The organism is Pseudomonas sp. 5Vm1k, assembly GCF_056161485.1.
On record NZ_JBSPCZ010000008.1, the window covers coordinates 170,352 to 193,268 of the forward strand.

22 protein-coding genes and 1 other RNA gene are annotated in these 22,917 nt (G+C 59.7%); 4 read left to right on the plus strand and 19 right to left on the minus strand.

All coding sequences use genetic code 11. The features are described 5' to 3' along the window. Positions 1–4: 4 nt before the first annotated feature. The 14 genes from ACWIKB_RS17645 to rsmI form a co-directional block, all read right to left on the minus strand. Positions 5–973, minus strand: coding sequence for a D-alanine--D-alanine ligase (locus ACWIKB_RS17645; RefSeq protein WP_475268448.1), 969 nt, complete (start codon positions 971–973; stop codon positions 5–7). Beyond that, on the minus strand, positions 970–2,430 hold the full coding sequence (gene murC, locus ACWIKB_RS17650) for a UDP-N-acetylmuramate--L-alanine ligase (RefSeq protein WP_475268449.1): 1,461 nt from the start codon (positions 2,428–2,430) through the stop codon (positions 970–972). Before murC ends, ACWIKB_RS17645 begins: the two co-directional genes overlap by 4 nt. Then, positions 2,423–3,493: an undecaprenyldiphospho-muramoylpentapeptide beta-N-acetylglucosaminyltransferase gene (murG, locus tag ACWIKB_RS17655; protein WP_475268450.1), complete on the minus strand. Its 1,071-nt coding sequence runs from the start codon at positions 3,491–3,493 to the stop codon at positions 2,423–2,425. The genes murC and murG overlap by 8 nt, the downstream gene beginning before the upstream one ends. Further along, positions 3,483–4,700, minus strand: coding sequence for a putative lipid II flippase FtsW (gene ftsW, locus ACWIKB_RS17660; RefSeq protein ID WP_403028968.1), 1,218 nt, complete (start codon positions 4,698–4,700; stop codon positions 3,483–3,485). The genes murG and ftsW overlap by 11 nt, the downstream gene beginning before the upstream one ends. Further along, positions 4,697–6,043 carry a UDP-N-acetylmuramoyl-L-alanine--D-glutamate ligase gene (murD, locus tag ACWIKB_RS17665; RefSeq protein ID WP_475268452.1) on the minus strand — a complete coding sequence of 449 codons (1,347 nt, stop codon included), beginning with the start codon at positions 6,041–6,043 and terminating at the stop codon, positions 4,697–4,699. The genes ftsW and murD overlap by 4 nt, the downstream gene beginning before the upstream one ends. 5 nt (positions 6,044–6,048) lie before the next feature. Further along, positions 6,049–7,131, minus strand: a complete 1,083-nt coding sequence (gene mraY, locus ACWIKB_RS17670; protein ID WP_475268453.1) for a phospho-N-acetylmuramoyl-pentapeptide-transferase — start codon at positions 7,129–7,131, stop codon at positions 6,049–6,051. After that, entirely contained in the window at positions 7,131–8,498 is a 1,368-nt protein-coding gene (locus ACWIKB_RS17675) for a UDP-N-acetylmuramoyl-tripeptide--D-alanyl-D-alanine ligase (protein WP_475268455.1), read from the minus strand. Before ACWIKB_RS17675 ends, mraY begins: the two co-directional genes overlap by 1 nt. Further along, positions 8,491–9,954 carry a UDP-N-acetylmuramoyl-L-alanyl-D-glutamate--2,6-diaminopimelate ligase gene (locus ACWIKB_RS17680; RefSeq protein ID WP_475268456.1) on the minus strand — a complete coding sequence of 488 codons (1,464 nt, stop codon included), beginning with the start codon at positions 9,952–9,954 and terminating at the stop codon, positions 8,491–8,493. Before ACWIKB_RS17680 ends, ACWIKB_RS17675 begins: the two co-directional genes overlap by 8 nt. After that, positions 9,954–11,693 carry a peptidoglycan D,D-transpeptidase FtsI family protein gene (locus ACWIKB_RS17685; protein WP_475268625.1) on the minus strand — a complete coding sequence of 580 codons (1,740 nt, stop codon included), beginning with the start codon at positions 11,691–11,693 and terminating at the stop codon, positions 9,954–9,956. The genes ACWIKB_RS17680 and ACWIKB_RS17685 overlap by 1 nt, the downstream gene beginning before the upstream one ends. Next, positions 11,693–11,986: a cell division protein FtsL gene (gene ftsL, locus ACWIKB_RS17690; protein ID WP_054045567.1), complete on the minus strand. Its 294-nt coding sequence runs from the start codon at positions 11,984–11,986 to the stop codon at positions 11,693–11,695. The genes ACWIKB_RS17685 and ftsL overlap by 1 nt, the downstream gene beginning before the upstream one ends. Next, a complete protein-coding gene (gene rsmH / locus ACWIKB_RS17695) occupies positions 11,983–12,930 on the minus strand; it encodes a 16S rRNA (cytosine(1402)-N(4))-methyltransferase RsmH (RefSeq protein WP_475268457.1) in 948 nt (315 codons plus the stop codon). The genes ftsL and rsmH overlap by 4 nt, the downstream gene beginning before the upstream one ends. Beyond that, positions 12,927–13,382 carry a division/cell wall cluster transcriptional repressor MraZ gene (gene mraZ / locus ACWIKB_RS17700; protein ID WP_008147486.1) on the minus strand — a complete coding sequence of 152 codons (456 nt, stop codon included), beginning with the start codon at positions 13,380–13,382 and terminating at the stop codon, positions 12,927–12,929. The genes rsmH and mraZ overlap by 4 nt, the downstream gene beginning before the upstream one ends. A gap of 445 nt (positions 13,383–13,827) precedes the next feature. Further along, an RNA gene (gene rnpB, locus ACWIKB_RS17705) (RNase P RNA component class A) lies at positions 13,828–14,181 on the minus strand. Between the two features lie 76 nt (positions 14,182–14,257). Continuing rightward, on the minus strand, positions 14,258–15,163 hold the full coding sequence (gene rsmI / locus ACWIKB_RS17710; RefSeq protein ID WP_475268459.1) for a 16S rRNA (cytidine(1402)-2'-O)-methyltransferase: 906 nt from the start codon (positions 15,161–15,163) through the stop codon (positions 14,258–14,260). Between the two features lie 176 nt (positions 15,164–15,339). Between rsmI and ACWIKB_RS17715 the strand changes: the two genes are divergently transcribed. The 4 genes from ACWIKB_RS17715 (at position 15,340) to ACWIKB_RS17730 (ending at position 18,786) form a co-directional block, all read left to right on the plus strand. Continuing rightward, positions 15,340–17,151: a penicillin-binding protein activator gene (locus ACWIKB_RS17715; protein ID WP_475268460.1), complete on the plus strand. Its 1,812-nt coding sequence runs from the start codon at positions 15,340–15,342 to the stop codon at positions 17,149–17,151. Continuing rightward, positions 17,151–17,513, plus strand: coding sequence for a YraN family protein (locus ACWIKB_RS17720; protein ID WP_475268626.1), 363 nt, complete (start codon positions 17,151–17,153; stop codon positions 17,511–17,513). Before ACWIKB_RS17715 ends, ACWIKB_RS17720 begins: the two co-directional genes overlap by 1 nt. A gap of 104 nt (positions 17,514–17,617) precedes the next feature. After that, entirely contained in the window at positions 17,618–18,211 is a 594-nt protein-coding gene (locus ACWIKB_RS17725; RefSeq protein ID WP_007904374.1) for a phosphoheptose isomerase, read from the plus strand. After that, on the plus strand, positions 18,208–18,786 hold the full coding sequence (locus ACWIKB_RS17730) for a BON domain-containing protein (RefSeq protein ID WP_475268461.1): 579 nt from the start codon (positions 18,208–18,210) through the stop codon (positions 18,784–18,786). The genes ACWIKB_RS17725 and ACWIKB_RS17730 overlap by 4 nt, the downstream gene beginning before the upstream one ends. A gap of 174 nt (positions 18,787–18,960) precedes the next feature. On the opposite strand, the gene ACWIKB_RS17735 is transcribed toward ACWIKB_RS17730, so the two are convergent. The 5 genes from ACWIKB_RS17735 to petA form a co-directional block, all read right to left on the minus strand. Next, on the minus strand, positions 18,961–19,374 hold the full coding sequence (locus ACWIKB_RS17735) for a ClpXP protease specificity-enhancing factor (RefSeq protein WP_475268463.1): 414 nt from the start codon (positions 19,372–19,374) through the stop codon (positions 18,961–18,963). Positions 19,375–19,390: 16 nt separating this feature from the next. Beyond that, positions 19,391–20,008, minus strand: coding sequence for a glutathione S-transferase N-terminal domain-containing protein (locus tag ACWIKB_RS17740; RefSeq protein WP_262165676.1), 618 nt, complete (start codon positions 20,006–20,008; stop codon positions 19,391–19,393). A 149-nt stretch (positions 20,009–20,157) separates the two neighbouring features. Beyond that, the gene (locus ACWIKB_RS17745) at positions 20,158–20,940 is read right to left on the minus strand and encodes a cytochrome c1 (protein WP_475268465.1); all 783 of its coding nucleotides are present in this window, start codon (positions 20,938–20,940) and stop codon (positions 20,158–20,160) included. Further along, positions 20,940–22,151, minus strand: a complete 1,212-nt coding sequence (locus tag ACWIKB_RS17750; protein ID WP_475268466.1) for a cytochrome b — start codon at positions 22,149–22,151, stop codon at positions 20,940–20,942. Before ACWIKB_RS17750 ends, ACWIKB_RS17745 begins: the two co-directional genes overlap by 1 nt. After that, on the minus strand, positions 22,151–22,744 hold the full coding sequence (petA, locus tag ACWIKB_RS17755; protein WP_033061319.1) for a ubiquinol-cytochrome c reductase iron-sulfur subunit: 594 nt from the start codon (positions 22,742–22,744) through the stop codon (positions 22,151–22,153). Before petA ends, ACWIKB_RS17750 begins: the two co-directional genes overlap by 1 nt. Positions 22,745–22,917: the final 173 nt, after the last annotated feature.

Here is a 22,917-nt window from a genome sequence, read left to right on the forward strand (position 1 = left end):
GGTCTTAACCTCGCGGCTCGTTGTTGCCGGCAATGCTGGCGGCCAGAATCGCCAGAACCAGTTGCTGGAAATCCAGGCCGGCGGCACGGGCTGCCATCGGCACCAGACTGTGATCGGTCATGCCCGGTGCGGTGTTGACTTCGAGAAACCAGAACTGCCCGTCGGCGTCCTGCATCACGTCTGCCCTGCCCCAACCGGCGATACCCAGCGCCTCACAGGCTTTCGCCGTCAGGTCCATCAGTTCTTTTTCTTTGGTGCTGTCCAGGCCACATGGGATCCGGTACTGGGTATCGGAAGCCACGTACTTGGCGTCGTAGTCGTAGAAGCTGTGCGTGGTGCCCAGGGCAATCGGTGGCAACACCTGGTCACGCAGGGTGGCGATGGTGAACTCCGGACCTTGAATCCATTGCTCGACCAACACTTGCGAATCGTAGGTACTGGCCGCTTTCCAGGCGTCGATCAACTCAGACGCGGAACTCACTTTGGCCATACCGATACTTGAACCTTCATGGGCCGGTTTGACGATCAAAGGGAAGCCCAGTTCCGTGGCTGCCGAAATACAATCGGCCTCGCTGCTCAGTACCGCATGGCGTGGCGTCGGAATCCCGAGGCTGTGCCAGACCTGTTTGGTCCGCAGTTTGTCCATGGCCAATGCCGAGGCCAGGATGCCACTGCCGGTGTAGGGAATGCCCAGGCATTCGAGCAGGCCTTGCATGCTGCCGTCTTCACCGCCACGACCGTGGAGAATGATGAAGGCGCGATCGATTTTTTCGTTGAGCAGACGCTGCAGCAGGTCATCGCCCACGTCGAGGCCGAACGCGTCCACACCGGCGCTTTGCAGCGCTGCAAGAACGGCATTGCCCGACTTCAGGGACACCTCACGCTCGGCACTCTTGCCGCCGAACAGCACGGCGACGCGACCGAAGTCTTTCGGCGCGAGGGTGGAGACGAGATTGGCGTAAGCAGCGGTCATTTCAACTTCCCCACGGCAGGCGCGGCAACCGCGCCCACGAACAACGGACTGTTCAACAATTTCGGTGCGAGACCGCCGATATCACCGGCGCCCTGGCACAGCAGGATGTCGCCGGCACGCAGCAGCGGCTTGACGATCGGTGCCAGGTCAACACCGCGCTCGATGTAGATCGGGTCGAGCTGACCGCGCTGGCGGATGCTGTTGCACAACTTGCGGCTGTCGGCACCCGGGATCGGCTCTTCACCGGCTGGGTAGACTTCCATCAGCAGCAGGACGTTGGCGTCGGCAAGGACATTGACGAAATCGTCGTACAGGTCCCGTGTGCGGCTGTAACGGTGCGGTTGGTAAACCATCACCAGACGACGCTCCGGCCAGCCACCGCGAACGGCTTTGATCACTGCCGCGACTTCGGTCGGGTGGTGACCGTAATCATCCACCAGCATCACGCTGCCACCGTCTACCGGCAGTTCGCCGTAGACCTGGAAGCGTCGGCCGACACCCTGGAACCCGGACAGGCCCTGGACGATGGCTTCATCGCTGACGCCCTCATCAGAGGCGATGCAGATGGTCGCCAGGGCGTTCAATACGTTGTGATTGCCCGGCATGTTCACCGAGACATCCAGCGGCTCACGATCCGGACGCAGCACGGTGAAGAAGGTCTGCATGCCTTGCTGGCGCACATTGATCGCGCGCACGTCGCAGTCTTCGCCGAAGCCGTAAGTGACCGTCGGGCGTTTGACCAGCGGCAGGATTTCACGCACCACCGGATCGTCCAGGCACACCACTGCCAAACCGTAGAACGGCAGGTTGTGCAGGAACTCGACGAAGGTTTTCTTCAGTTTGTTGAAGTCACCGTCGTAGGTCGCCATGTGGTCGGCGTCGATGTTAGTGACCACGGCCACCAACGGCTGCAAATGCAGGAAGCTCGCATCGCTTTCGTCGGCTTCAGCGATCAGGTAACGGCTGGTGCCGAGTTGGGCATTGGTGCCCGCGGCATTCAGACGGCCACCGATGACGAACGTCGGATCCAGGCCACCGGCGGCGAACACCGAAGCGATCAGGCTGGTGGTGGTGGTTTTGCCGTGGGTACCGGCGACGGCGATGCCGTGGCGGTAACGCATCAGTTCAGCGAGCATTTCGGCACGCGGCACCACCGGGATCCGGCGTTCCAGGGCAGTGGCGACTTCCGGGTTGGAGGTGTTCACGGCGCTCGACACCACCAGTACATCAGCGGCGGCAGCGTTTTCGGCACGGTGGCCGATAAAAATATGGGCACCGAAGGATTCGAGACGCTCGGTGACCGGCGAAGCTTTCAGGTCGGAACCGGACACTTCATAGCCCAGGTTCAACAACACTTCGGCGATGCCGCACATGCCCACGCCGCCGATACCGACGAAGTGGATTTTACGGATGCGGCGCATTTCCGGTTGCGGCATGGCTTTCTGATTCTCAACCATGGGCCACCTCCAGGCAGGTATCGACGACGTTACGGGTTGCATCGGGTTTCGCCAGTCGGCGGGCCGCGTTGGCCATGTCATTGAGTCGTTGCGGTTGCATCAGGACCTCTGTCAGGCGTGCGGCAAGATCTGCGGCGCCAGTCGTTCTTTGCGGCATCAGGAAGGCAGCGCCTTCACGGGCCAAATATTCGGCGTTGCGGGTCTGGTGATCGTCGATCGCGTGGGGCAGAGGCACCAGCATCGAGGGCAGACCGGCGGCGGCCAGTTCACTGATGGTCAATGCGCCTGCACGGCACACCACCAGGTCGGCCCAGCCATAGGCCTGGGCCATGTCTTTGATGAAAGGCTGCACTTGCGCCTCGACGCCAGCCTCGCGATAGCGCTGCGCAGTCACTTCATCGTGGTTTTTGCCGGCCTGATGGAACACTTCCGGGCGCAGGTCGACGGCGACTTGCGACAGGGCTTCAGGCAGCAACTTGTTCAACGGTTCTGCGCCCAGGCTTCCGCCCAGGATCAGCAAACGCGCCTTGCGACCGGCCAGGGCTGGTCGCGGTGTTTCGAGGAACAGCTCGGTGCGCACCGGGTTACCGGTGGTCCGACGGCTGTCCGACAGGGTAAAGGTGTCGGGGAACGCTTCACAGACTCGGGCGGCCAACGGCATAAGCAACCGATTGGCGGTACCGGCTACGGCGTTCTGCTCGTGAACGATCACCGGAACACCGGCCAATTTCGCCGCGACACCGCCAGGACCAGTCACATAACCACCAAAGCCGACCACGCAGACTGGCCGCAACCGACGAATGATCGCCCGCGCCTGCCAGACCGACTTGAGCAACATGAACGGTGCCTTGAGCAGCGACAGCTTGCCCTTGCCCCGCAGTCCACTGGCGTTGATGCGATGCAGCTCAAGACCGGCCGCCGGGACCAGGTCGTTTTCGATGCCACGCGGCGTACCGAGCCAATGCACGGTGTAACCGCGGGCCTGGAATTCGCGTGCGCAGGCCAGCGCCGGGAACACGTGTCCACCGGTGCCGCCCGCCATGATCAGTACGTTAGCGCCCATGGGTCGACTCCTCGGCGAAGTCGCTTTCCTGGAATTCCGTCTCTTCGCTGCCCAAGTGGGTTCGACTCTCCCATTCAATGCGCAGCAACAAGCCCAGACAGGCACCGCAGATCACCAACGAACTGCCGCCATAACTGAGGAACGGCAGGGTCAAGCCTTTGGTCGGCAGTAGACCGACGTTCACCCCGATGTTGATCAGGAACTGACCGATCCACAGGAACGACAGGCCGTACGCGATGTAGGCGGCGAAGAATTGCTTGGCCTTCTCGGCCCAATAACCGATGTACATGCCACGAATACAAACGAAGACGAACAGTGCGACCGTGCACAGCGAACCCACGGCGCCCAGCTCTTCGGCCAACACCGAGAACACGAAGTCGGTGTGCGCTTCCGGCAGGTAGAACTGTTTCTGCACGCTGTTGCCCAGGCCAACGCCCAGCCATTCGCCGCGACCAAACGCGATCAAGGCTTGGGACAACTGATAGCCGGCGCCGAACTGGTCGGCCCATGGATCGGCGAAGTTGGTCAGACGCGCCATTCGATACGGCTGCACTTGAATCAACAGCACCACCGCCGCGACCGCGAGCACAACCATCAAGGAAAACCGGAACAGCCCGACCCCGCCGAGAAACAGCATCGCCGCCGCCGCGCCCATCATTACGACGGTGGCACCGAAGTCCGGCTCCATCAGCAGCAGACCGGCCATTGGCAGCAGAACGATGAATGGTTTGAAGAAGCCCATCCAGCTTTCGCGCACTTCTTTCTGGCGACGCACCAGGTAACCGGCGAGGTAGATCACCACGAACACCTTGGCGATCTCGGAAGGCTGAACGTTGAAGAAGCTGAAACCGATCCAGCGCATCGAACCGTTCACTTCACGGCCGATTCCCGGGACGATCACCATCACCAGCAAACCGAATGCACCCAGCAGCATCAGCCAGCCCAGGCGTTGCCAGGTGGCGATCGGAATCATCATGGTGATCACGCAGGCGCCCAGGCCCAGCACGATGTAGATCAGGTGGCGAATCATGTAATACAGGGCACTGCCCGATTGCGCCGCCGCGACTTCGGTGGATGCCGAGGCGATCATGACCAACCCCAGGCCGATCAATGCGAGGCAGCCGGCGAGCATCGGGAAGTCGAGGTCGATCCCGCGCCCGGTGATGATTGGCGATGGGTACGGCTTGATGATATTTCGCAGGCTCATGCCAGATCCTCCACAGCGCGGACGAACTGGTGACCACGGTCTTCGTAATTTTTGAACATATCGAAACTGGCGCAGGCCGGGGACAGCAGCACCACATCGCCCGGTTGCGCGGCGGCGCGGCATTGCTCGACTGCTTCGACCAGCGAAACGACGCGGATCAGCGGCACGGCATCGCCAATGGCCTCACCGATCTTGTCAGAATCGCGGCCCATCAAAATGACGGCACGGCAATTGGCGGCCACCGGATCACGCAGATCCTTGAACTCGGCGCCTTTGCCGTCGCCACCGGCGATCAGCACGACCTTGCCGTCGATGTCCGCGCCCAGGCCTTCGATGGCGGCCAGTGCGGCGCCGACGTTGGTGGCTTTGGAATCGTTGTAGTAGCCCACGCCGTCCAGGTCACGGACCCATTGGCAGCGATGTTCGAGGCCAGCGAAGGTGCGCAGGCTCGACAGCATAGCGTCGAACGGCAGGCCGGCGGCGTGCCCCAGGGCCAGCGCCGCGAGGGCATTGGACTGGTTATGGGCGCCACGAATCTTCAATTCGCGCACCGGCATCAGGTTCTGGAATTCGAAGGCCAGGTATTTCTCGCCATCCTCTTCGCGGATACCAAATGCCTTGAAATCGGGTTTGCTCAAACCGAAGGTCCAGCATGGCTGGCCCTCACCCATCAACGGACGGCTCAAGGCGTCCTGACGGTTGACCACAAACTGTTTGGCCCCGCGGAAGATCCGGTGCTTGGCCAGGTGATAGGCCGGCAGGCCGCTGTAGCGGTCCATGTGGTCTTCGCTGACATTGAGCACGGTCGCCACTTCGGCGTTGAGTTGATCGGTGGTTTCGAGCTGGAAGCTCGACAACTCCATCACGTACAACTCGACGTCATCGCTGAGCAGGTCGAGTGCCGGCGTGCCGAGGTTGCCACCGACTGCCACACGTTTACCCGCCGCAGCGGCCATCTCGCCGACCAGGGTGGTGACGGTGCTTTTCGCGTTGGAACCGCTGATGGCGACAATCGGCGCCTTCGCGTTACGCGCGAACAGTTCGATGTCACCGGACAACTTCACGCCACGGGCAGCGGCAGCCTGCAGGGCCGGGGTCGCCAGTGCCAGACCGGGGCTCACGTAGAGCTCGTCGGCACGGCACAGGAATTCGACGTCCAGCTCGCCACAACGCACTTCCACGTGCGGATAGTCACGCTTGAGCGTGGCCAGTTCCGGTGGATTTTCCCGCGTATCGGCCACGGCAAACGACGTGCCCCGGTTCGCCAGGAAGCGAACCAGGGACATGCCGCTCTTGCCGAGGCCGACAACGATGCGGAAGTGGTCAGAAGCGATCAGAGACACTCGTTCTACCTCAGCTTCAGGGTGGCAAGGCCCACCAGTACGAGAATCACGGTGATGATCCAGAAACGGACGATCACGCGTGGCTCAGGCCAGCCCTTGAGTTCAAAGTGGTGGTGGATCGGCGCCATGCGGAACACGCGGCGCCCGGTCATCTTGAAGGAGGCCACCTGGATGACCACCGACAGGGTTTCCATCACGAACACGCCGCCCATGATGAACAGGACGATTTCCTGACGGACGATCACCGCGATGGTACCCAGGGCTGCGCCCAGCGCCAGCGCGCCGACGTCGCCCATGAAGACTTGCGCCGGATAGGTGTTGAACCAGAGGAACCCCAGGCCCGCACCGATCAATGCACCGCAGAACACGATCAATTCACCCGCGCCCGGCACATAAGGAATCAGCAGGTATTCAGCGAACTTCACGTTACCGGACAAGTAGCAGAAGATCCCCAACCCGCCGCCGACCATCACGGTAGGCATGATCGCGAGGCCGTCGAGGCCGTCAGTCAGGTTGACCGCGTTGCTCGAACCGACAATCACGAAATAGGTCAGGACGACGAAACCCGCGCCCAGCGGAATGCTGTAGTCCTTGAGCATCGGCAGGATCAGGGTGGTTTCCACCGGGGTGGTCGCGGTCATATAAAGAAAGAGCGCCGCGCCGAGGCCGAACACCGACTGCCAGAAATACTTCCAGCGGCTCGGAAGACCTTTGGAGTTTTTCTCGATCACCTTACGGTAGTCGTCGACCCAGCCAATGGCGCCGAACAGCAAGGTCACCAACAACACGGTCCAGACATAACGGTTGCTCAGGTCGGCCCACAGCAACGTACTGACGCCGATGGACGACAGGATCAGCGCGCCACCCATGGTCGGCGTGCCGGATTTGGACAGGTGCGATTGCGGACCGTCGTTGCGAACGGACTGACCGATCTGACGGTTCTGCAACGTGCGGATCATCCACGGGCCATAGCACAGCGACAAAACCAGCGCGGTCAGCACACCGAGAATCCCGCGCAGGGTCAGGTACTGAAAGACCGCGAAGCCTTTGTAGAACTGTTGCAAGTACTCCGCTAACAGCAGCAGCATTAATGTTTCTCCAGACTGGACCCGCACAAAGCGGCAACGATGTTTTCCATCGCAGCGCTGCGCGAGCCCTTGATCAAAATGGTGGTGTTTGTGTCTTGCTCGGCGCCCAGGGCCTCGATCAGCTCAGCCTGGGTGCTGAAGTGAAAGGCCTGCGGGCCGAAAGCGTTCACGGCGTGAACCATCATTGGCCCGACCGCATAAAGCGCAGAAACCTTGCCACGGGCGTACTCGCCCACGTCGCGGTGCCCCTGCTCCGCCCAGTCGCCCAACTCGCCGATATCCCCGAGCACCAGAACGGTGCGGCCGGAAAAGCCGGCGAGTATATCAACGGCGGCGCACATCGAGGTGGGGTTCGCGTTGTAAGTGTCATCAATCACGCGCATGCCGTTGGTCGCCAGTTGCGCAACGGTGCGACCCTTGACCGGTTGAACCGCGCCCAGGCCAGTGGCGATGCCGAACAGCGACACGCCCAAGGCGTGGGCAGCAGCGGCGGCGGCCATGGCATTGGCGACGTTATGGGTGCCGAGCAGGTTCAGTTGAACCCGTTCCACACCTTCAGGACTGTGCAGGTTGAAGGCCGGGCAACCGCGAGCATCGCGATCGAGGTCGCTGGCGTAAAAATCGGCGCTTGGGTTGTTCAGGGCGAAGGTCAACACTTTGCGGCTGCCAGCGCGGGTCTTCCAGATACCGAACGCCTTGTCATCGAGATTCAGAACGGCGACGCCATCGGCATCCAGCCCTTCGATAATCTCGCCCTTGGCTTCAACGATTTTGTCCGGCCCGCCGAACTCACCGACATGGGCGGTCCCGGCGTTATTAAGGATGGCCACGTGCGGCTTGGTCATGCCCACGGTGTAGGCAATTTCACCAAGGCGTGAAGCACCGAGCTCGATCACGGCAGCGGTATGTTCCGGTGCCAGTTCGAGCAGGGTCAGCGGCACGCCGAGGTCGTTGTTCAGGTTGCCACGGGTCGCATGCACCGGACCGCGGGTGCGCAGGATGCTCGCGAGCATTTCCTTGACCGTGGTTTTGCCGCTGGAACCGGTCACCGCTGCGACCGGGTTGCTATAAGCCGCACGGTTCAGCGCGCCCAATTGGCCAAGGGCCTGGCGAGTGTCTTTCACGACGAGTTGCGGCAACGTGCTGTCAGCGACTTCGCGCTCGACCAATGCCGCCACGGCGCCTTTACCGGCAACGTCATTCAGATAGTCATGGCCATCGAAGCGCGGTCCGGTAAGGGCAATAAACAATTGGCCGGGCTTGATCGCGCGGCTGTCGATGCTGACGCCGTCGAAACTGGCGTCGGCAGCTACAAGACGAGCATTCAGCACGCCGGTCAGTTCGCTCAGTTTCAAAGCTTTAAGCATGGGCCACCTCCCACGCGGTCAGGGCGTGATCGGCCTCGACCAAATCGGAGAACGCGTGGCGCTCGCCGTTGATTTCCTGATAGTCCTCGTGACCTTTACCGGCCAAGACAATCACGTCATCCGCCGAAGCACTGGCGATCAACTGGGCAATGGCCTGGCCACGCCCCGCCACGAACGTCACTTTATCCACAGCGGTGAAACCGGCGCGGATGTCGTCGAAGATCACTGCCGGGTCTTCGGTGCGCGGGTTGTCGTCGGTCACCAGCACGCCGTCAGCCAGACGCTCGACCACTTCAGCCATCAGCGGACGCTTGCCTCGATCGCGATCCCCGCCGCAACCGAACAGGCACAGCAACCGGCCTTTGGCATGTGGACGCAGGGCCATCAAGACTTTTTCCAGCGCATCCGGGGTGTGGGCATAATCGACCACCACCAGCGGCTGAGTGCCGCCGCCCAGACGCTGCATGCGTCCGGCGGGGCCTTCGAGTTTCGGCAGGACCTTGAGGATTTCATCCAGCGCGTAGTCCAGGCCAAGCAAGGCACCGACCGCAGCCAGGACGTTGCTCAGGTTGAAACGACCAAGCAAGGTGCTGCGCAAATGGTGCTCGCCCTGAGGCGTAACCAATGTGGCGCGCACGCCTTCATCATCGAACTGCGCTTCGCGGCAATAAAGGTACGCGCTGGTGTCTTCCAGGCTGTAGGTGATCAAGCGCGACTCACGCTTGTCAGCAGCGAGTTCGCGGCCGAATTCGTCGTCGAGGTTAATCACCCGGCATTTCAAATCGTTCCAGGCAAACAGCTTGGCCTTGGCTTCGCCGTAGGCCTGCATGGTGCCGTGGTAATCCAGGTGATCGCGGGACAGGTTGGTCATCACCGCCACATCGAACGCCAATGCGGTCACGCGGCCCTGATCCAGACCGTGGGAAGAGACTTCCATGGCCACGGCTTTGGCGCCGGCCTTTTTCAGGTCGGCGAGGGTCGCTTGCACGGCAATCGGGTTCGGCGTGGTGTGCAGGCCGCTTTCCAGCGCGCCGTAGAAACCGGTGCCCAAGGTGCCGACGATGCCGCAGTGCTGACCGAGCAGGTCAAGCGCCTGGGCGACCAATTGCGTCACGCTGGTTTTGCCATTGGTGCCGGTGACGCCAACCAGATTCAGGTGACGGCTTGGGTCGCCATAAAAGCGCCCGGCAATGTCCGACAACTGCGCCGCCAGACCTTTGACCGGAATCAGCGGCACATCGGTAATCGGCAGCACGGTAGCGCCTTCGACTTCATAAGCCACGGCAGCCGCGCCGCGCTGCAATGCGTCGGCAATGTGCGCGCGACCGTCGAACTTGCCGCCAGGCACGGCAAGGAACAAATCCCCTGCCCGCACATTGCGGCTGTCGAGGGTCAGTTCGCGGATCAACAGATCACGACCGGCGTGGGCGAAAATCTTGTTCAGACTCAGAGACATCAGCCGCGCCCTCCATTGGCTTTCAGCGGAACGACCGGTGCTGCGTTGGCCTGTTGGGTCGGTGGCAGGTTGTCCGGGGTGATATTCATCAGGCGCAAGGTCCCGGACATCACTTTGCTGAACACCGGCGCCGATACCAGGCCACCGAAGTAACCGGCCTTGGACGGTTCATCGATCACCACGACAATGGCGAAACGCGGATCGCTCATCGGGCCGAAACCGGCGAACAGCGAGCGATAGGAATTCTCGGCGTAGCCTTTGGTGCCCACCGACGTCTTACGGGCAGTACCCGACTTGCCGGCCACGTGATATGCCGGCACCTGCGCACGGAATACACCGCGCGGGGCCTCGATTACCTGGGTCAGCATGCCTTGCATGGTTTTCGCGACTTTTTCCGGGATCACCTGGGTGGTCTGCGGCGGCTTGTCGGTCTTGATCAGGGTCAGCGGCGCAATGCGACCGTTGTTGGCCAGCGCCGAGAAGGCATGGACCAGTTGGATCGCCGTTACCGAAATACCGTAGCCGTACGACAGCGTGGCGGTTTCAGCCTTGCGCCATTCCCGGTAATTCGGCAGGTTGCCGACGCGCTCGCCGGGGAAGCCCAGGCCAGTGTCCTGGCCGAGGCCGACTTTCTGCGCCAGACGGAAAATGGTTTCGCCGCCGATATCGAACGCGACCTTACTCATGCCGACGTTACTGGAGTTGATCAGGATGCCGGTCAGGTCGAGCACCGGACCCTCGGTCTTCGATACGTCTTTGATCGTATATTTACCGATCTGCAAGCTGCCCGGGTACACCTCGACGGTGTCGCTCGGCTTCCAGCGGCCGGTCTCCAGGGCGGCACTCATGGAGATCGCTTTCATGGTCGAACCGGGTTCGAACACGTCGATCATCGCGCGGTTACGCATCATCGCCGGTTGCAGGTTGCGACGGTTGTTCGGGTTGTAGGTCGGCTGGTTGACCATGGCGAGGATCTCGCCGCTTTTCACGTCCATGATCACCAGGCTGCCAGCCTTGGCGCCGTTCTCGATGATCGCGTTGCGCAGCTCGCGGTTGGCCAGGTATTGCAGGCGCAGGTCAATGGACAACGCCAAGGGCTTGCCGGCCTTGGCGTTTTTGGTGACCTGGACATCCTTGATCAGTCTGCCGCGCCGATCCTTGATGACCTGTCGCTTGCCGGCGACCCCGGCCAGCCATTCGTCATAGGCCAGCTCGACGCCTTCGCGCCCGTGATCGTCGATGTCGGTAAATCCGACCATGTGGGCGGTGACTTCACCGGCCGGGTAGAAACGGCGGAACTCTTCAATGCCATAGACGCCAGGCACTTTCAGGTCGAGCACGGACTGGCCCTGCTCGGGGGTCAACCCGCGCACGAGGTAGATGAATTCTTTATTGGCCTGGGCTTCGAGCCGTTCGGCCAGGGCTTTCGGGTCCTGACCCAGCGCCGCTGCCAGTGCCGGCCACTTCTCTTTGGCCAGCTGCATTTCCTTGGCGTTGGCCCACAGTGTGGTAACCGGGGTACTCACAGCCAAAGGCTCGCCGTTACGGTCGGTGATCAGACCACGGTGAGCCGGAATAGGAATGTGACGAACGCTACGTGCATCGCCCTGACCTTTGAGGAAGTCACGGTCGACCACTTGCAGGTCGATGATGCGCCAGCAGATCGCAGCGACCATGATGCCGAGCAACCCCAGCACCACACGGAACCGCCAAGGGAAAAGTGCGCCTTCGAGTTTCATCATGGCGCCACCATCCGTACTTCAGCGGCGCCGGGAATGCGCATCTTCAGTTGTTCAGTGGCCAGCACTTCGATACGGCTGTGGGCGGTCCAGGTGCTCTGCTCGAGAATCAACCGGCCCCACTCGGCCTGCGCCTTGTCGCGCACGCTCAATTCGTTGTAAAGCGAGTTCAATAGCTGACGGTTCCAGTGGGCGCTGTAAGACACGCCGATGGCCGACACGAGCACGCCGATAAACAGCAGCAGCATAAAAAAGCTTCCGCCGGGAAGTGGCTTGGCGAAAAGCTTGCTCACCGCAGCTTCTCCGCGACGCGCATGATGGCGCTACGGGAACGTGGGTTGGCTTTGAGTTCGGCCTCGGAGGCGGACTGCGCTTTGCCATGGACTTTGATTTTCGGCTCGAAGGCGACGTGACGAACCGGCAGGTTGCGCGGCAGGTTGTCGGACTCGCCTTTCACCAGTTTGCGCATGAACAGTTTGACGATGCGGTCTTCCAGGGAATGGAAGCTGATGACCACCAGGCGACCGCCGATTTCCAGGCATTCCAGTGCGGCTTCGAGGCCGGCTTCCAGATCGCCCAGTTCGTTGTTGACGTGAATACGCAGGCCCTGGAACGCACGGGTAGCCGGGTTCTTGCCTTTTTCCCACGCTGGGTTGGCAACTTTCAGGACTTCGGCCAGATCTGCAGTGCGCTCGAACGGCTTGATGTCGCGGCGCTCGGCCACGGCACGGGCCATGCGGCCGGAGAAACGTTCTTCGCCGTATTCCTTGAACACCCGGGCGATTTCTTCCACCGGCGCAGTGTTGACGAATTCGGCAGCGCTGATCCCGCGGGACGGGTCCATGCGCATGTCCAACGGGCCATCGTTGAGAAAACTGAAGCCGCGCTCAGGGTCGTCGAGCTGTGGCGATGAGACGCCGAGATCGAGCAAAACGCCGCTGACCTTGCCGGCCAGACCGCGTTCGGCGACTTCCGAACCAAGCTCGGCAAAGCTGCGTTGCACAACGACAAAGCGGCCGTCTTCGGCCGCTAGCGTTTGCCCGGTGGCAATCGCTTGAGGATCTTTATCGAATCCGAGCAACCGACCATCGGGACCAAGCTGGCTGAGAATCAACCGACTGTGCCCGCCGCGTCCGAACGTGCCGTCCAGATAGCAGCCATCAGGACGTACGGCGAGAGCCTCCACGGCTTCGTCAAGCAGTACGGTGATGTGGTTAAAGCCGCTATCAATAGTCACAGGATCAAATCACGCAGTTCATCAGGCATGGCGCCCGGTTGTTGAATGGCAGCCAGGTCAGCGGCAGAAACCGCATCCCAGGCATCCTCGTCCCATAATTGGAACTTGTTCAGTTGGCCTACCAACATTGCGCGCTTATCCAACTTGGCATATTCACGCAGACGCGGCGGAACCAGAAAACGACCACTGCCATCGAGCTCGAGGTCGACGGCATTACCAATCAGTAAACGTTGCAGGCGGCGGTTCTCTTCGCGAAGCGAAGGCAGTGCGCGCAGTTTGGTTTCAATAATTTCCCACTCATCGAGGGGATAAACACACAAACACGGATCAACGGCATCGATTGTGACGATTAGCTGACCGGAACTACGCGAAACCAACTCGTCACGGTACCGGCTCGGCATAGCGAGACGGCCCTTTGCATCGAGACTGATTGCGTTAGCTCCGCGAAACACGTCTGCGTTTCTCCAATTTTTAGCGTTTTGAGCTCAAAAAACCCACTTCATGCCACTTTCCGCCACTTGCGCACACTATAGGAATGCGCCCACCACACCGTCAAGGCGCGGATTAAAGGAAAAGCCTTACAGAACGGAGATTTAGGAGCGTAAAAGGAGGGGTAACGAGAATCTGGCGTATGTTTTTGCTCAATAACTTGATTCAGCACTGATGGCTGCGCTCGAAAGTTAAAGTAATTTGTTAAGAGTAAGATTTTTTCGGTATTACGACGGAGGGTCTGCTGGTGTTTATGTAAGGAGGGTAATCGATGTTTCGAGGCGTTTCGCGAATAGTCGGGATCACTGGCTAACCGATATCACAAAAACCCTTTGCCAGTCATTACAAACGAAGGGGTTTTGTGACTACCGATACCCTGCTCAACGACTAAAGCAGGAAAAGAAAAAGGTGGAGAGTCGATCTGTAAGCCGGGTTCTGTCTTGAACAGTCATTCGTCTACGATGGCCATCACTGGACATCTTTAGCAACCTACCCGGTCCCAGCGCGGGCCACGCCTTGGGACCCTATTTGGTCTTGCTCCAAGTGGGGTTTACCTAGCCACGAACTGTTGCCAGACGTGCGGTGCGCTCTTACCGCACCTTTTCACCCTTACCGGCGCCGAAGCGCTTAGGCGGTTATTTTCTGTGGCACTTTCCGTAGGCTCACGCCTCCCAGGCATTACCTGGCACTTCGCCCTATGGAGCCCGGACTTTCCTCCCCCCCCTAATTTTCATAGAGGGCAGCGACTGTCCAATCGACTCTCCGCCGCAAAGGTTAACGGCAGAGCCGCCGAAGAACAAGCGCTAAAAGCCCTTGGCCACTCCTGCACGTCGGCTTTTTACTCGCCCTTCTGTTTATCCAGCGCCACTTGATAGAGAACATTCTTACGTTCGCCGGTAATTTGCGCCGCCAGGGCTGCGGCGCGCTTGAGCGGCATTTCTTCGAGCAGCAGATTGAGGATACGCATGGCCTCGCTGCTGACCGCGTCCTCCGTCTCTGGCGCCGACCAACCGGCCACCAGCACCACGCACTCACCGCGCTGCTGATTGCTGTCGGACTCGACAAACTCACGCAACTCGGCGAGCGGCAAGCCCTTTAGGGTTTCGAAGGTTTTGGTGATTTCCCGGGCCAGCAACGCCGGGCGCTCGCCGCCGAACACCAGTTCCATGTCTTGCAGGCACTCCAGAATCCGGTGCGGAGCCTCATAAAAAATCAACGTGCGCGGCTCTTCCTTGACCAGCTCCAGGCGAGCCCGACGCCCCACAGCCTTGGCCGGCAGGAAGCCTTCAAAGATGAAGCGATCCGATGGCAGCCCCGCCGCCGAGAGCGCTGCGATCAACGCACAGGCACCCGGAACCGGCACCACATTGATCCCCGCCGCGCGCGCCTGGCGCACCAGGTGATAACCCGGATCGGAAATCAGCGGCGTGCCGGCATCGGAGATCAACGCCACATCGTCGCCAGCCAGCAGGCGCTGGATAAAACGACTACCTTCATCCCGTTCGTTGTGCTCATGGCAAGCGGCCAGCGGCGTCGGAATGCCAAAGTGCTGCATCAAGCGTTGGGAGTGACGGGTGTCTTCGGCGGCAATCAGTGCCACCTCACGCAGGATTTTCAGCGCGCGGGCACTGATATCGTCCAGGTTGCCGATGGGCGTCGCCACCACATAAAGCGAGCCCGCAGCGGAATTCAAAGCACCTGGAGCAGTCAAAGCGCACACCTCATGATCGGTAAAAGTCGCCATTGTAGCGCGTAGTGACACTTGCGATGCGCGCAAGCCACCCTTGGTTTCGGGGCCCTTTGTGCAGTGCTGCAACATTTACACGAGCTAAATCGACAGTTTCACGCCAGTAACATCGCGCCCCGGCCAGTGCTTGGGTACAATTCCACGCTAATTTGATCGAGTATCAGGAACACTACATGATCGCTTGCCTGCGGCTGTTCACTGCCCTCTGCCTCGCTGCCTTGCTGGCGGCTTGCGCCAGCTCGCCCTCCTCCAGCCTTGGCGAACTTCCACGGACCCCGGATGCCAGTATCGAGCAACTGCTCGAAAAGGCTGCCCAGAGCAAAACGCCGGAACAAGCTGCACTGTTTCGACTGAGCGCGGCAGACCTGGCTTATCGTCAGGGTAATGCCGGCCAGTCCGCGCAAATCCTGCAACAAGTGCCGATGGAACAACTCAAGCCAGGCCAACAGGTCTTCGCCAGTACGCTGGCGGCTGAACTGGCCATGGTGCGCAACCAGCCCAAAGCGGCGCTGACTGCCTTGAGCCATCCGAGCCTGCAACGCCTGGGTGAACTGCCAGTCGAGCAACAAGTGCGCACCGGCACCGTTCACGCCCGCGCCCTTGAAGCCGATGGCCAGACCCTCGCCGCCGCACGGGAGCGCATCTTTATTGCGCCGATGCTCGAAGGCGAAGCCGCCAGCAAAAACCACGAAGCGATCTGGACCCTGATCGCCTCGCTGCCTACCGATCAATTGCAGCCGACCACCACCGACGACCTCGGCGGCTGGATGGGCCTGGCACTGGCAGTAAAAACCGCCGGCACCCTGGAACAGCAGCAAGCTGCGATCGACGCCTGGCGCGCACAGAATCCAAAGCACCCGGCCGCGCTGCAACTGCCACTGCCGCTAACCAAACTCAAGGAACTGGCCAGCCAGCCCCTGGGCAAGATCGCTCTGCTGCTCCCACAAGACGGCCCGTTGGCGTCGGTTGGCAAGGCGCTACGTGACGGCTTCATGGCCGCTCACTACCAGGCGCAACAAGCCGGGCAGAAACCACCAGCCATTGTTTTCTATGACACCTCGAAGCTGACGTCGATGGACGAGTTCTATCGCAAGGCCCAGGCCGATGGCGTGCAACTGGTCGTCGGGCCGCTGGAGAAGCCGCTGGTCAAACAGCTCAGCGCTCGCCCGCAATTGCCGATCACCACCCTGGCGCTGAACTACAGCGAAGGCGAACAAGGTCCACCTCAACTGTTCCAGTTCGGCCTTGCGGCTGAAGACGAAGCTCGCGAAGTATCCCGTCGTGCTCGCGCCGATGGCCTGCATCGCGCTGCCATCATGGTGCCGAAAGGCGAATGGGGCGACCGTGTCTTGAGAGCCTTCAGCCAGGACTGGCAAGCCAACGGTGGCAGCATCGTCGCAACCGAACGCGTCGACCAGCCGGTGCAACTGGCCCAGCAAATCGCCGACATGTTCCAGTTGCGTCAGAGCGAAGGCCGGGCGAAAACGCTGCAGAGCACCGTTGGTTCGCAAGTCGCCGCGCAACCTTCCCGTCGTCAGGACATCGAGTTCATCTTCCTTGCTGCCACCCCACAACAGGCGCAACAGATCAAACCGACCCTGAACTTCCAGTACGCCGGTGATGTGCCGGTCTACGCGACGTCCCACGTGTTCAGTGCCAGCGGTGACGTAAACCAGTACAACGACATGAACGGCGTTCGCTTCTGCGAAACCCCATGGTTGCTGGATGCCAATGATCCGCTGCGCAAACAGGTGACTGCACAATGGCCACAGGCCGGTGGCAGCCTTGGCCGCTTGTACGCGATGGGTGTTGACGCCTATCGCCTGGCACCGCGCCTGGGGCAACTCAAGGCCTTGCCGGACAGCCGCATCGAAGGTCAGTCGGGCAGCCTCGGCATGACCCAAAACCAACGTGTGGTACGCCAGTTGCCGTGGGCTCAGTTCGTCAACGGCCAGGTTCAACGCCTGCCGGACACCCCGCGCTGATGCCTGACAGGTCACGCCAGCAAAGTGGCAAGGATGCCGAGCGCCATGCGCTCGAGCATCTTCAACAACAGGGTCTGCGCCTCCTGGCGCAGAACTGGTTGTGCAAACGCGGCGAGCTTGATCTGGTCATGCTTGATGGCGATACAGTAGTATTCGTTGAAGTCCGCTACAGAAAAAACACTCAATGGGGTGGCGCGCTCGATAGCATTGATGGGCGCAAGCGGCAGAAACTGATTTTCGCCGCGCAGTATTTTCTTCAGCGCGAGTCGCGTTGGGCCAATTCCCCTTGCCGTTTCGACGTGATTGCCATCGACAGCAGCCTTGATCAGTTGAACTGGTTGCAAAATGCCTTCGACAGCTGATCGCTTGCACCCCGAACCGGACACCTTCACCCAACACTTTTGCTCTTTGCTTTGCGGGCTGCACATTCATGTGCCAAGTAGCCGCGCTAATTAAGGTCACACAGATGGACATGCAATCCCGAATTCGCCAGCTTTTTCAGGCCAGTATCGACACCAAGCAACAGGCGATGGACGTACTTGCACCGCACATCGAGCAAGCCAGCCAGGTGATGGTCAACGCCCTGCTCAACGAGGGCAAAATGCTTTCCTGCGGCAACGGCGGCTCCGCCGGTGATGCCCAGCACTTCTCGTCGGAACTGCTTAACCGCTTCGAACGTGAGCGCCCGAGCCTGCCAGCCATCGCGCTGACCACCGACAGCTCGACGATCACCTCGATCGCCAACGACTACAGCTACAACGAAATCTTCTCCAAACAGATTCGCGCGCTTGGCCAGCCGGGTGATGTATTGCTGGCGATTTCCACCAGCGGCAACTCGGCGAACATTATTCAAGCGATCCAGGCCGCACATGATCGCGAAATGATTGTCGTAGCATTGACCGGTCGCGATGGCGGCGGCATGGCGTCACTGCTTTTGCCTGAAGACGTCGAGATTCGTGTACCGGCCAATGTCACCGCACGTATTCAGGAAGTCCACCTGCTGGCGATCCATTGCCTTTGCGACTTGATCGACAGCCAACTGTTCGGGAGTGAAGAATGACCCCTAATCGCCTAGGCCTTCTGGCCTTGACCCTGTGCCTCGGTATCAGCGGCTGCACCTCGGTGGTTAAAGCCAGCCGTGAAGCGCCGATTGAAGATGACCGCGGCACACGCACCTTCGGCAGCAAAATCGACGACTCCCTGATCGACACCAAGGTCGGCGTGAACGTCGCCAAGGCCGATCCGGCGCTGGATAACGACTCGCACATCGTCATCACCAGTTTCAACGGCGTCGTGCTGCTGGCCGGGCAAACGCCTACCGCAGACCTCAAGGCCAAGGCCGAACAGGCCGCCGCTGCCGTCCAGCGCGTGAAGACGGTTCATAACGAACTGCAAGTCCTGCCGCCATCCGGCTTCCTTGCTCGTCAGAACGACACCTGGCTGACTTCCAAGATCAAGACCCAGATGCTCACCGATCCGAACATCCCGGGCTCGCGCATCAAGGTCGTCACCGAGAATGGCATCGTCTATTTGCTGGGTCTGCTGACCAAGCAGGAAGCCGCTCAGGCTACCAACCTGGTGCAGAGCGTTTCCGGGGTGCAGAAGATTGTGAAGTTGTTTGAGTACATCGACTGATATTTGCCTACTGTTGCACCGACCTGTAGGACCCGTAGGAGCTGTCGAGTGAAACGAGGCTGCGATCTTTTGATCTTAAAAGCAAAGTCAAAAGATCGCAGCCTTCGGCAGCTCCTACACGTTTGAAAGTGGTGAAGTAATAAAAAAGGCGATCCTTTCGGATCGCCTTTTTTATTACTTCACCACTTTCAAACTGGGTCGACCGCTGGGACGCGGCGGTTCGTTGTCGGGTGGCGGGACATCATCATCCGGCTCGAGCTCTTCCTCGTCTTCCATAGGCGATTCCAGATCGAACACCATGCCCTGACCGTTCTCCCGGGCGTAAATGCCCAGGATCGAAGCGATAGGCACGAACAAGGTGTGCGGCACGCCACCGAAGCGCCCTTCGAAGCTGACCGCTTCGTTGTCCATGTGCAAATGACGCACGGCAGCCGGCGATACGTTCAGGACAATCTGTCCATCACTGGCGAAACCTTGAGGCACCTGCACCGACGGATATTCGGAATTGACCAGCATGTGCGGGGTGCAATCGTTATCAACAATCCACTCGTAGAGCGCGCGGACCAGATAAGGTCGACTGGAGTTCATAGCGGCTCCTTAAGCCTTAGCGCATATCGCGTTCGACACCAGACAGACTCGCCTGGAAAGCCTCACGCGCGAAAGAGCGCTCCATGTAATCAAGCAGCGGCTTGGCAGGCCGCGGCAGTTCAATACCCAAAATCGGCAATCGCCAGAGTATTGGCAATAGGCAGCAATCCACCAGACTTTGTTCCTCACTGAGGAAAAACGGCTTGTCGGCGAACAACGGCGACACGCCTGTCAGGCTTTCGCGCAGCTCTTTACGAGCCACGACACGAGCTGCTTCCTTAGACCGGGGATCCAGAATCAGATCCACCAGACCACACCAGTCACGCTGAATACGATGAATCAGCAGACGGCTGTTTGCACGCGCCACAGGATAAACCGGCAGTAAAGGCGGGTGCGGGTAACGCTCATCCAGATATTCCATCACCACGGTCGACTCCCACAACGCCAGGTCACGATCGACCAGGGTGGGCAAGCTGCCGTAAGGGTTCACTTCGATCAGTTTAGGCGGCTGGCGACCAGCTTCCACATAAATGATCTCGGCGCTGACACCCTTCTCTGCAAGTACGATGCGTACTCGGTGGGAATAGTGGTCGGCGGGGTCGGAGTAACAGGCCAACCGATTGGTCACGCCCATGGCGGTCCTCCTCGCTTGTAGAAATTATCGTAAGCGGAAAAACGAGCGCGCCCAGAGGGCGCCTCCCGTAACGTCTGGCATGCAGACTCGTTACACTTTCAGAGGCGCCCTTGGGCGCGCGCGATTAACAGCAATTGCTTGAAGCTTTATCAGTGCACATCTTTCCAGTATTCGCGCTTGAGCAAGTAAGCGAATACGAAGAAGAACGCCAGGTACAGCAATACGTACGTACCGATGCGCTGATGCTGCAGCTTAACCGGGTTAGCCGAGTAAGCGAGGAAGGTTACCAGATTCTTGACCTTCTCATCGAACTGCTCTTCGTTCAGAGCACCGCTCTTCGGCACGATGGTCAGCTGATCGCACGCTTCATGAGTCAGCGGCGTACCGGTCAGCGGATCATACTGCTTCTTGCCGTCTTCGACGATTTGAACCTGTTTGCAACCGACCACCTGGCGACCTTGCAGGCCAACCAACACGTTAGGCATGCCCACATTCGGGAACACCTTGTTGTTTACACCCCAAGGACGCGCAGGATCTTCATAGAACGAACGCAGGTAACCGTAGAGCCAGTCGGTACCACGAACGCGAGCCACCAGGGTCAGGTCCGGCGGTGCTGCACCGAACCAGGTCTTGGCGTCTGCCGGCTGCATGCCGATGCTCATGTGGTCGCCGATCTTGGCGCCAGTGAACACCAGGCTTTTCAGCATCAGATCGTGAGGAATCCCCAGATCGTCGGCAACACGTTCATAGCGCTGGAACTTGGCACTGTGGCAACCCATGCAATAGTTGGCGAACGTACGTGCGCCGTCCTGCATGGCCGCTTTATCGGAAACGTCGATGTCGACTTTTTCCAGCTCCGGGCCACCGTGTTCGGCTGCGAAGGAGAACACTGGCAGAGCAGCAAGAATCAATACCGCAAATAGCTTTTTCATCAGCCAGTCACCCTTTCCGGAACCGGTTTGGTCTTCTCGAGCCTGGTGTAGAACGGCATCAGAATGAAGTAGGCGAAGTACAGGAAGGTGCAAATCTGCGACACCAGCGTACGCTCAGGGGTTGGGGCCAAAACGCCCAGCACGCCGAGGATCACGAAACAGATGCAGAACACCCAAAGCCAGATTTTGCTCAGCCAGCCCTTGTAACGCATGGACTTGACCGGGCTCCGATCGAGCCACGGCAGGACAAACAGCATGGCAATCGAAGCACCCATGGCGATAACGCCCATGAGCTTGTCCGGGATCGCACGCAAGATCGCGTAGAACGGGGTGAAGTACCAGACCGGTGCGATGTGTTCTGGGGTCTTAAAGGCGTTCGCCACTTCAAAGTTCGGCTTCTCGAGGAAGTAGCCGCCCATTTCCGGGAAGAAGAACACGATCGAGCAGAAGATAAACAGGAACACCACCACGCCGACGATATCTTTCACGGTGTAGTACGGGTGGAAGGCAATGCCGTCCAGCGGTACGCCGTTTTCGTCTTTGTATTTCTTGATGTCCACGCCGTCCGGGTTGTTCGAACCGACTTCGTGCAGCGCCAGGACGTGCAACACCACCAGGCCGAGGATCACGATCGGCAGAGCCACGACGTGCAAGGCGAAGAAGCGGTTCAGGGTAATACCGGAAATCAGGTAGTCACCACGAATCCACTGGGTCAGGTCGTTGCCGATGACCGGGATCGCACCGAACAGCGAGATGATCACCTGGGCACCCCAGTAGGACATCTGGCCCCACGGCAGCAGGTAACCCATGAAGGCTTCAGCCATCAGCGCCAGGTAGATCAGCATACCGAAGACCCACACCAGCTCACGCGGCTTCTGGTACGACCCGTAGAGCAAACCACGGAACATGTGCAGATAGACCACGATGAAGAACGCCGAAGCGCCGGTGGAGTGCAGCAGACGCAGGATCGAGCCGTACTCGACGTCGCGCATGATGTATTCGACGGAGGCAAACGCTTCTTCCGCCGACGGGGTGTAGCTCATGGTCAGCCAGACGCCGGTAACGATCTGATTGACCAGAACGAGCAGTGCGAGGGAACCAAAGAAATAGAAGAAGTTGAAGTTCTTCGGGGCGTAGTACTTGCTGAGATGGTCTTCCCACATTTTGGTCGCGGGAAAGCGCGCATCAACCCAATCCATGAACTTGCTCATCACGCTTTCTCCGTATCGACGCCAATGACAATGATGTCATCGGTCTCATAGGAATGCGGGGGAACTGGCAGGTTCAAAGGCGCAGGTTGCGACTTGTAGACGCGGCCAGCCAGATCGTAGTGGGAACCGTGGCAAGGGCAGAAATAACCACCTACCCAGTCTTTGCCCAGATCAGCAGGTGCCACTTCAGGGCGGAAGGTCGGCGAGCAACCCAGGTGTGTGCAGATACCGATCAGCAGCAGAACCTCTGGCTTGATCGAACGCGTTTCTGGATCGACGTAGGTCGGTTGTGTCGAGTTCTTGGAGGTCGGGTCAGACAACTGGCCCTCGATCTTCTTCAGATTCCCCAGGATTTCCGCGGTTCGGCGGACAATGAATACTGGCTGACCGCGCCACTCAGCAATCATCTGCTGGCCTGGCTCGATTTTGCTGACATTCACTTTCACCGGTGCACCTGCGGCTTTCGCCTTGGCACTGGGAAACCATGACCCCACGAACGGGACCGCAGCCCCCACCGCTCCTGCAGCACCCACCACGGATGTGGCTGCTACCAAGAAGCGACGCCGGCCTGCATTCACGCCGTCATTGCTCATTCAGTCCTCTCCCATCAGCTTTGTGGCCTGTTAAATCAGGCATCTACTAAGTAAATCTATGTACTTATAAAAATTTTGCCGAATGGTAATGAAAAGCCCCAATTCTGACAAGGTAATTACCCAAGGGCTCCACTGCCAAGCCTTGCAGTATAGGGGCTCTACGGATGTGGCAA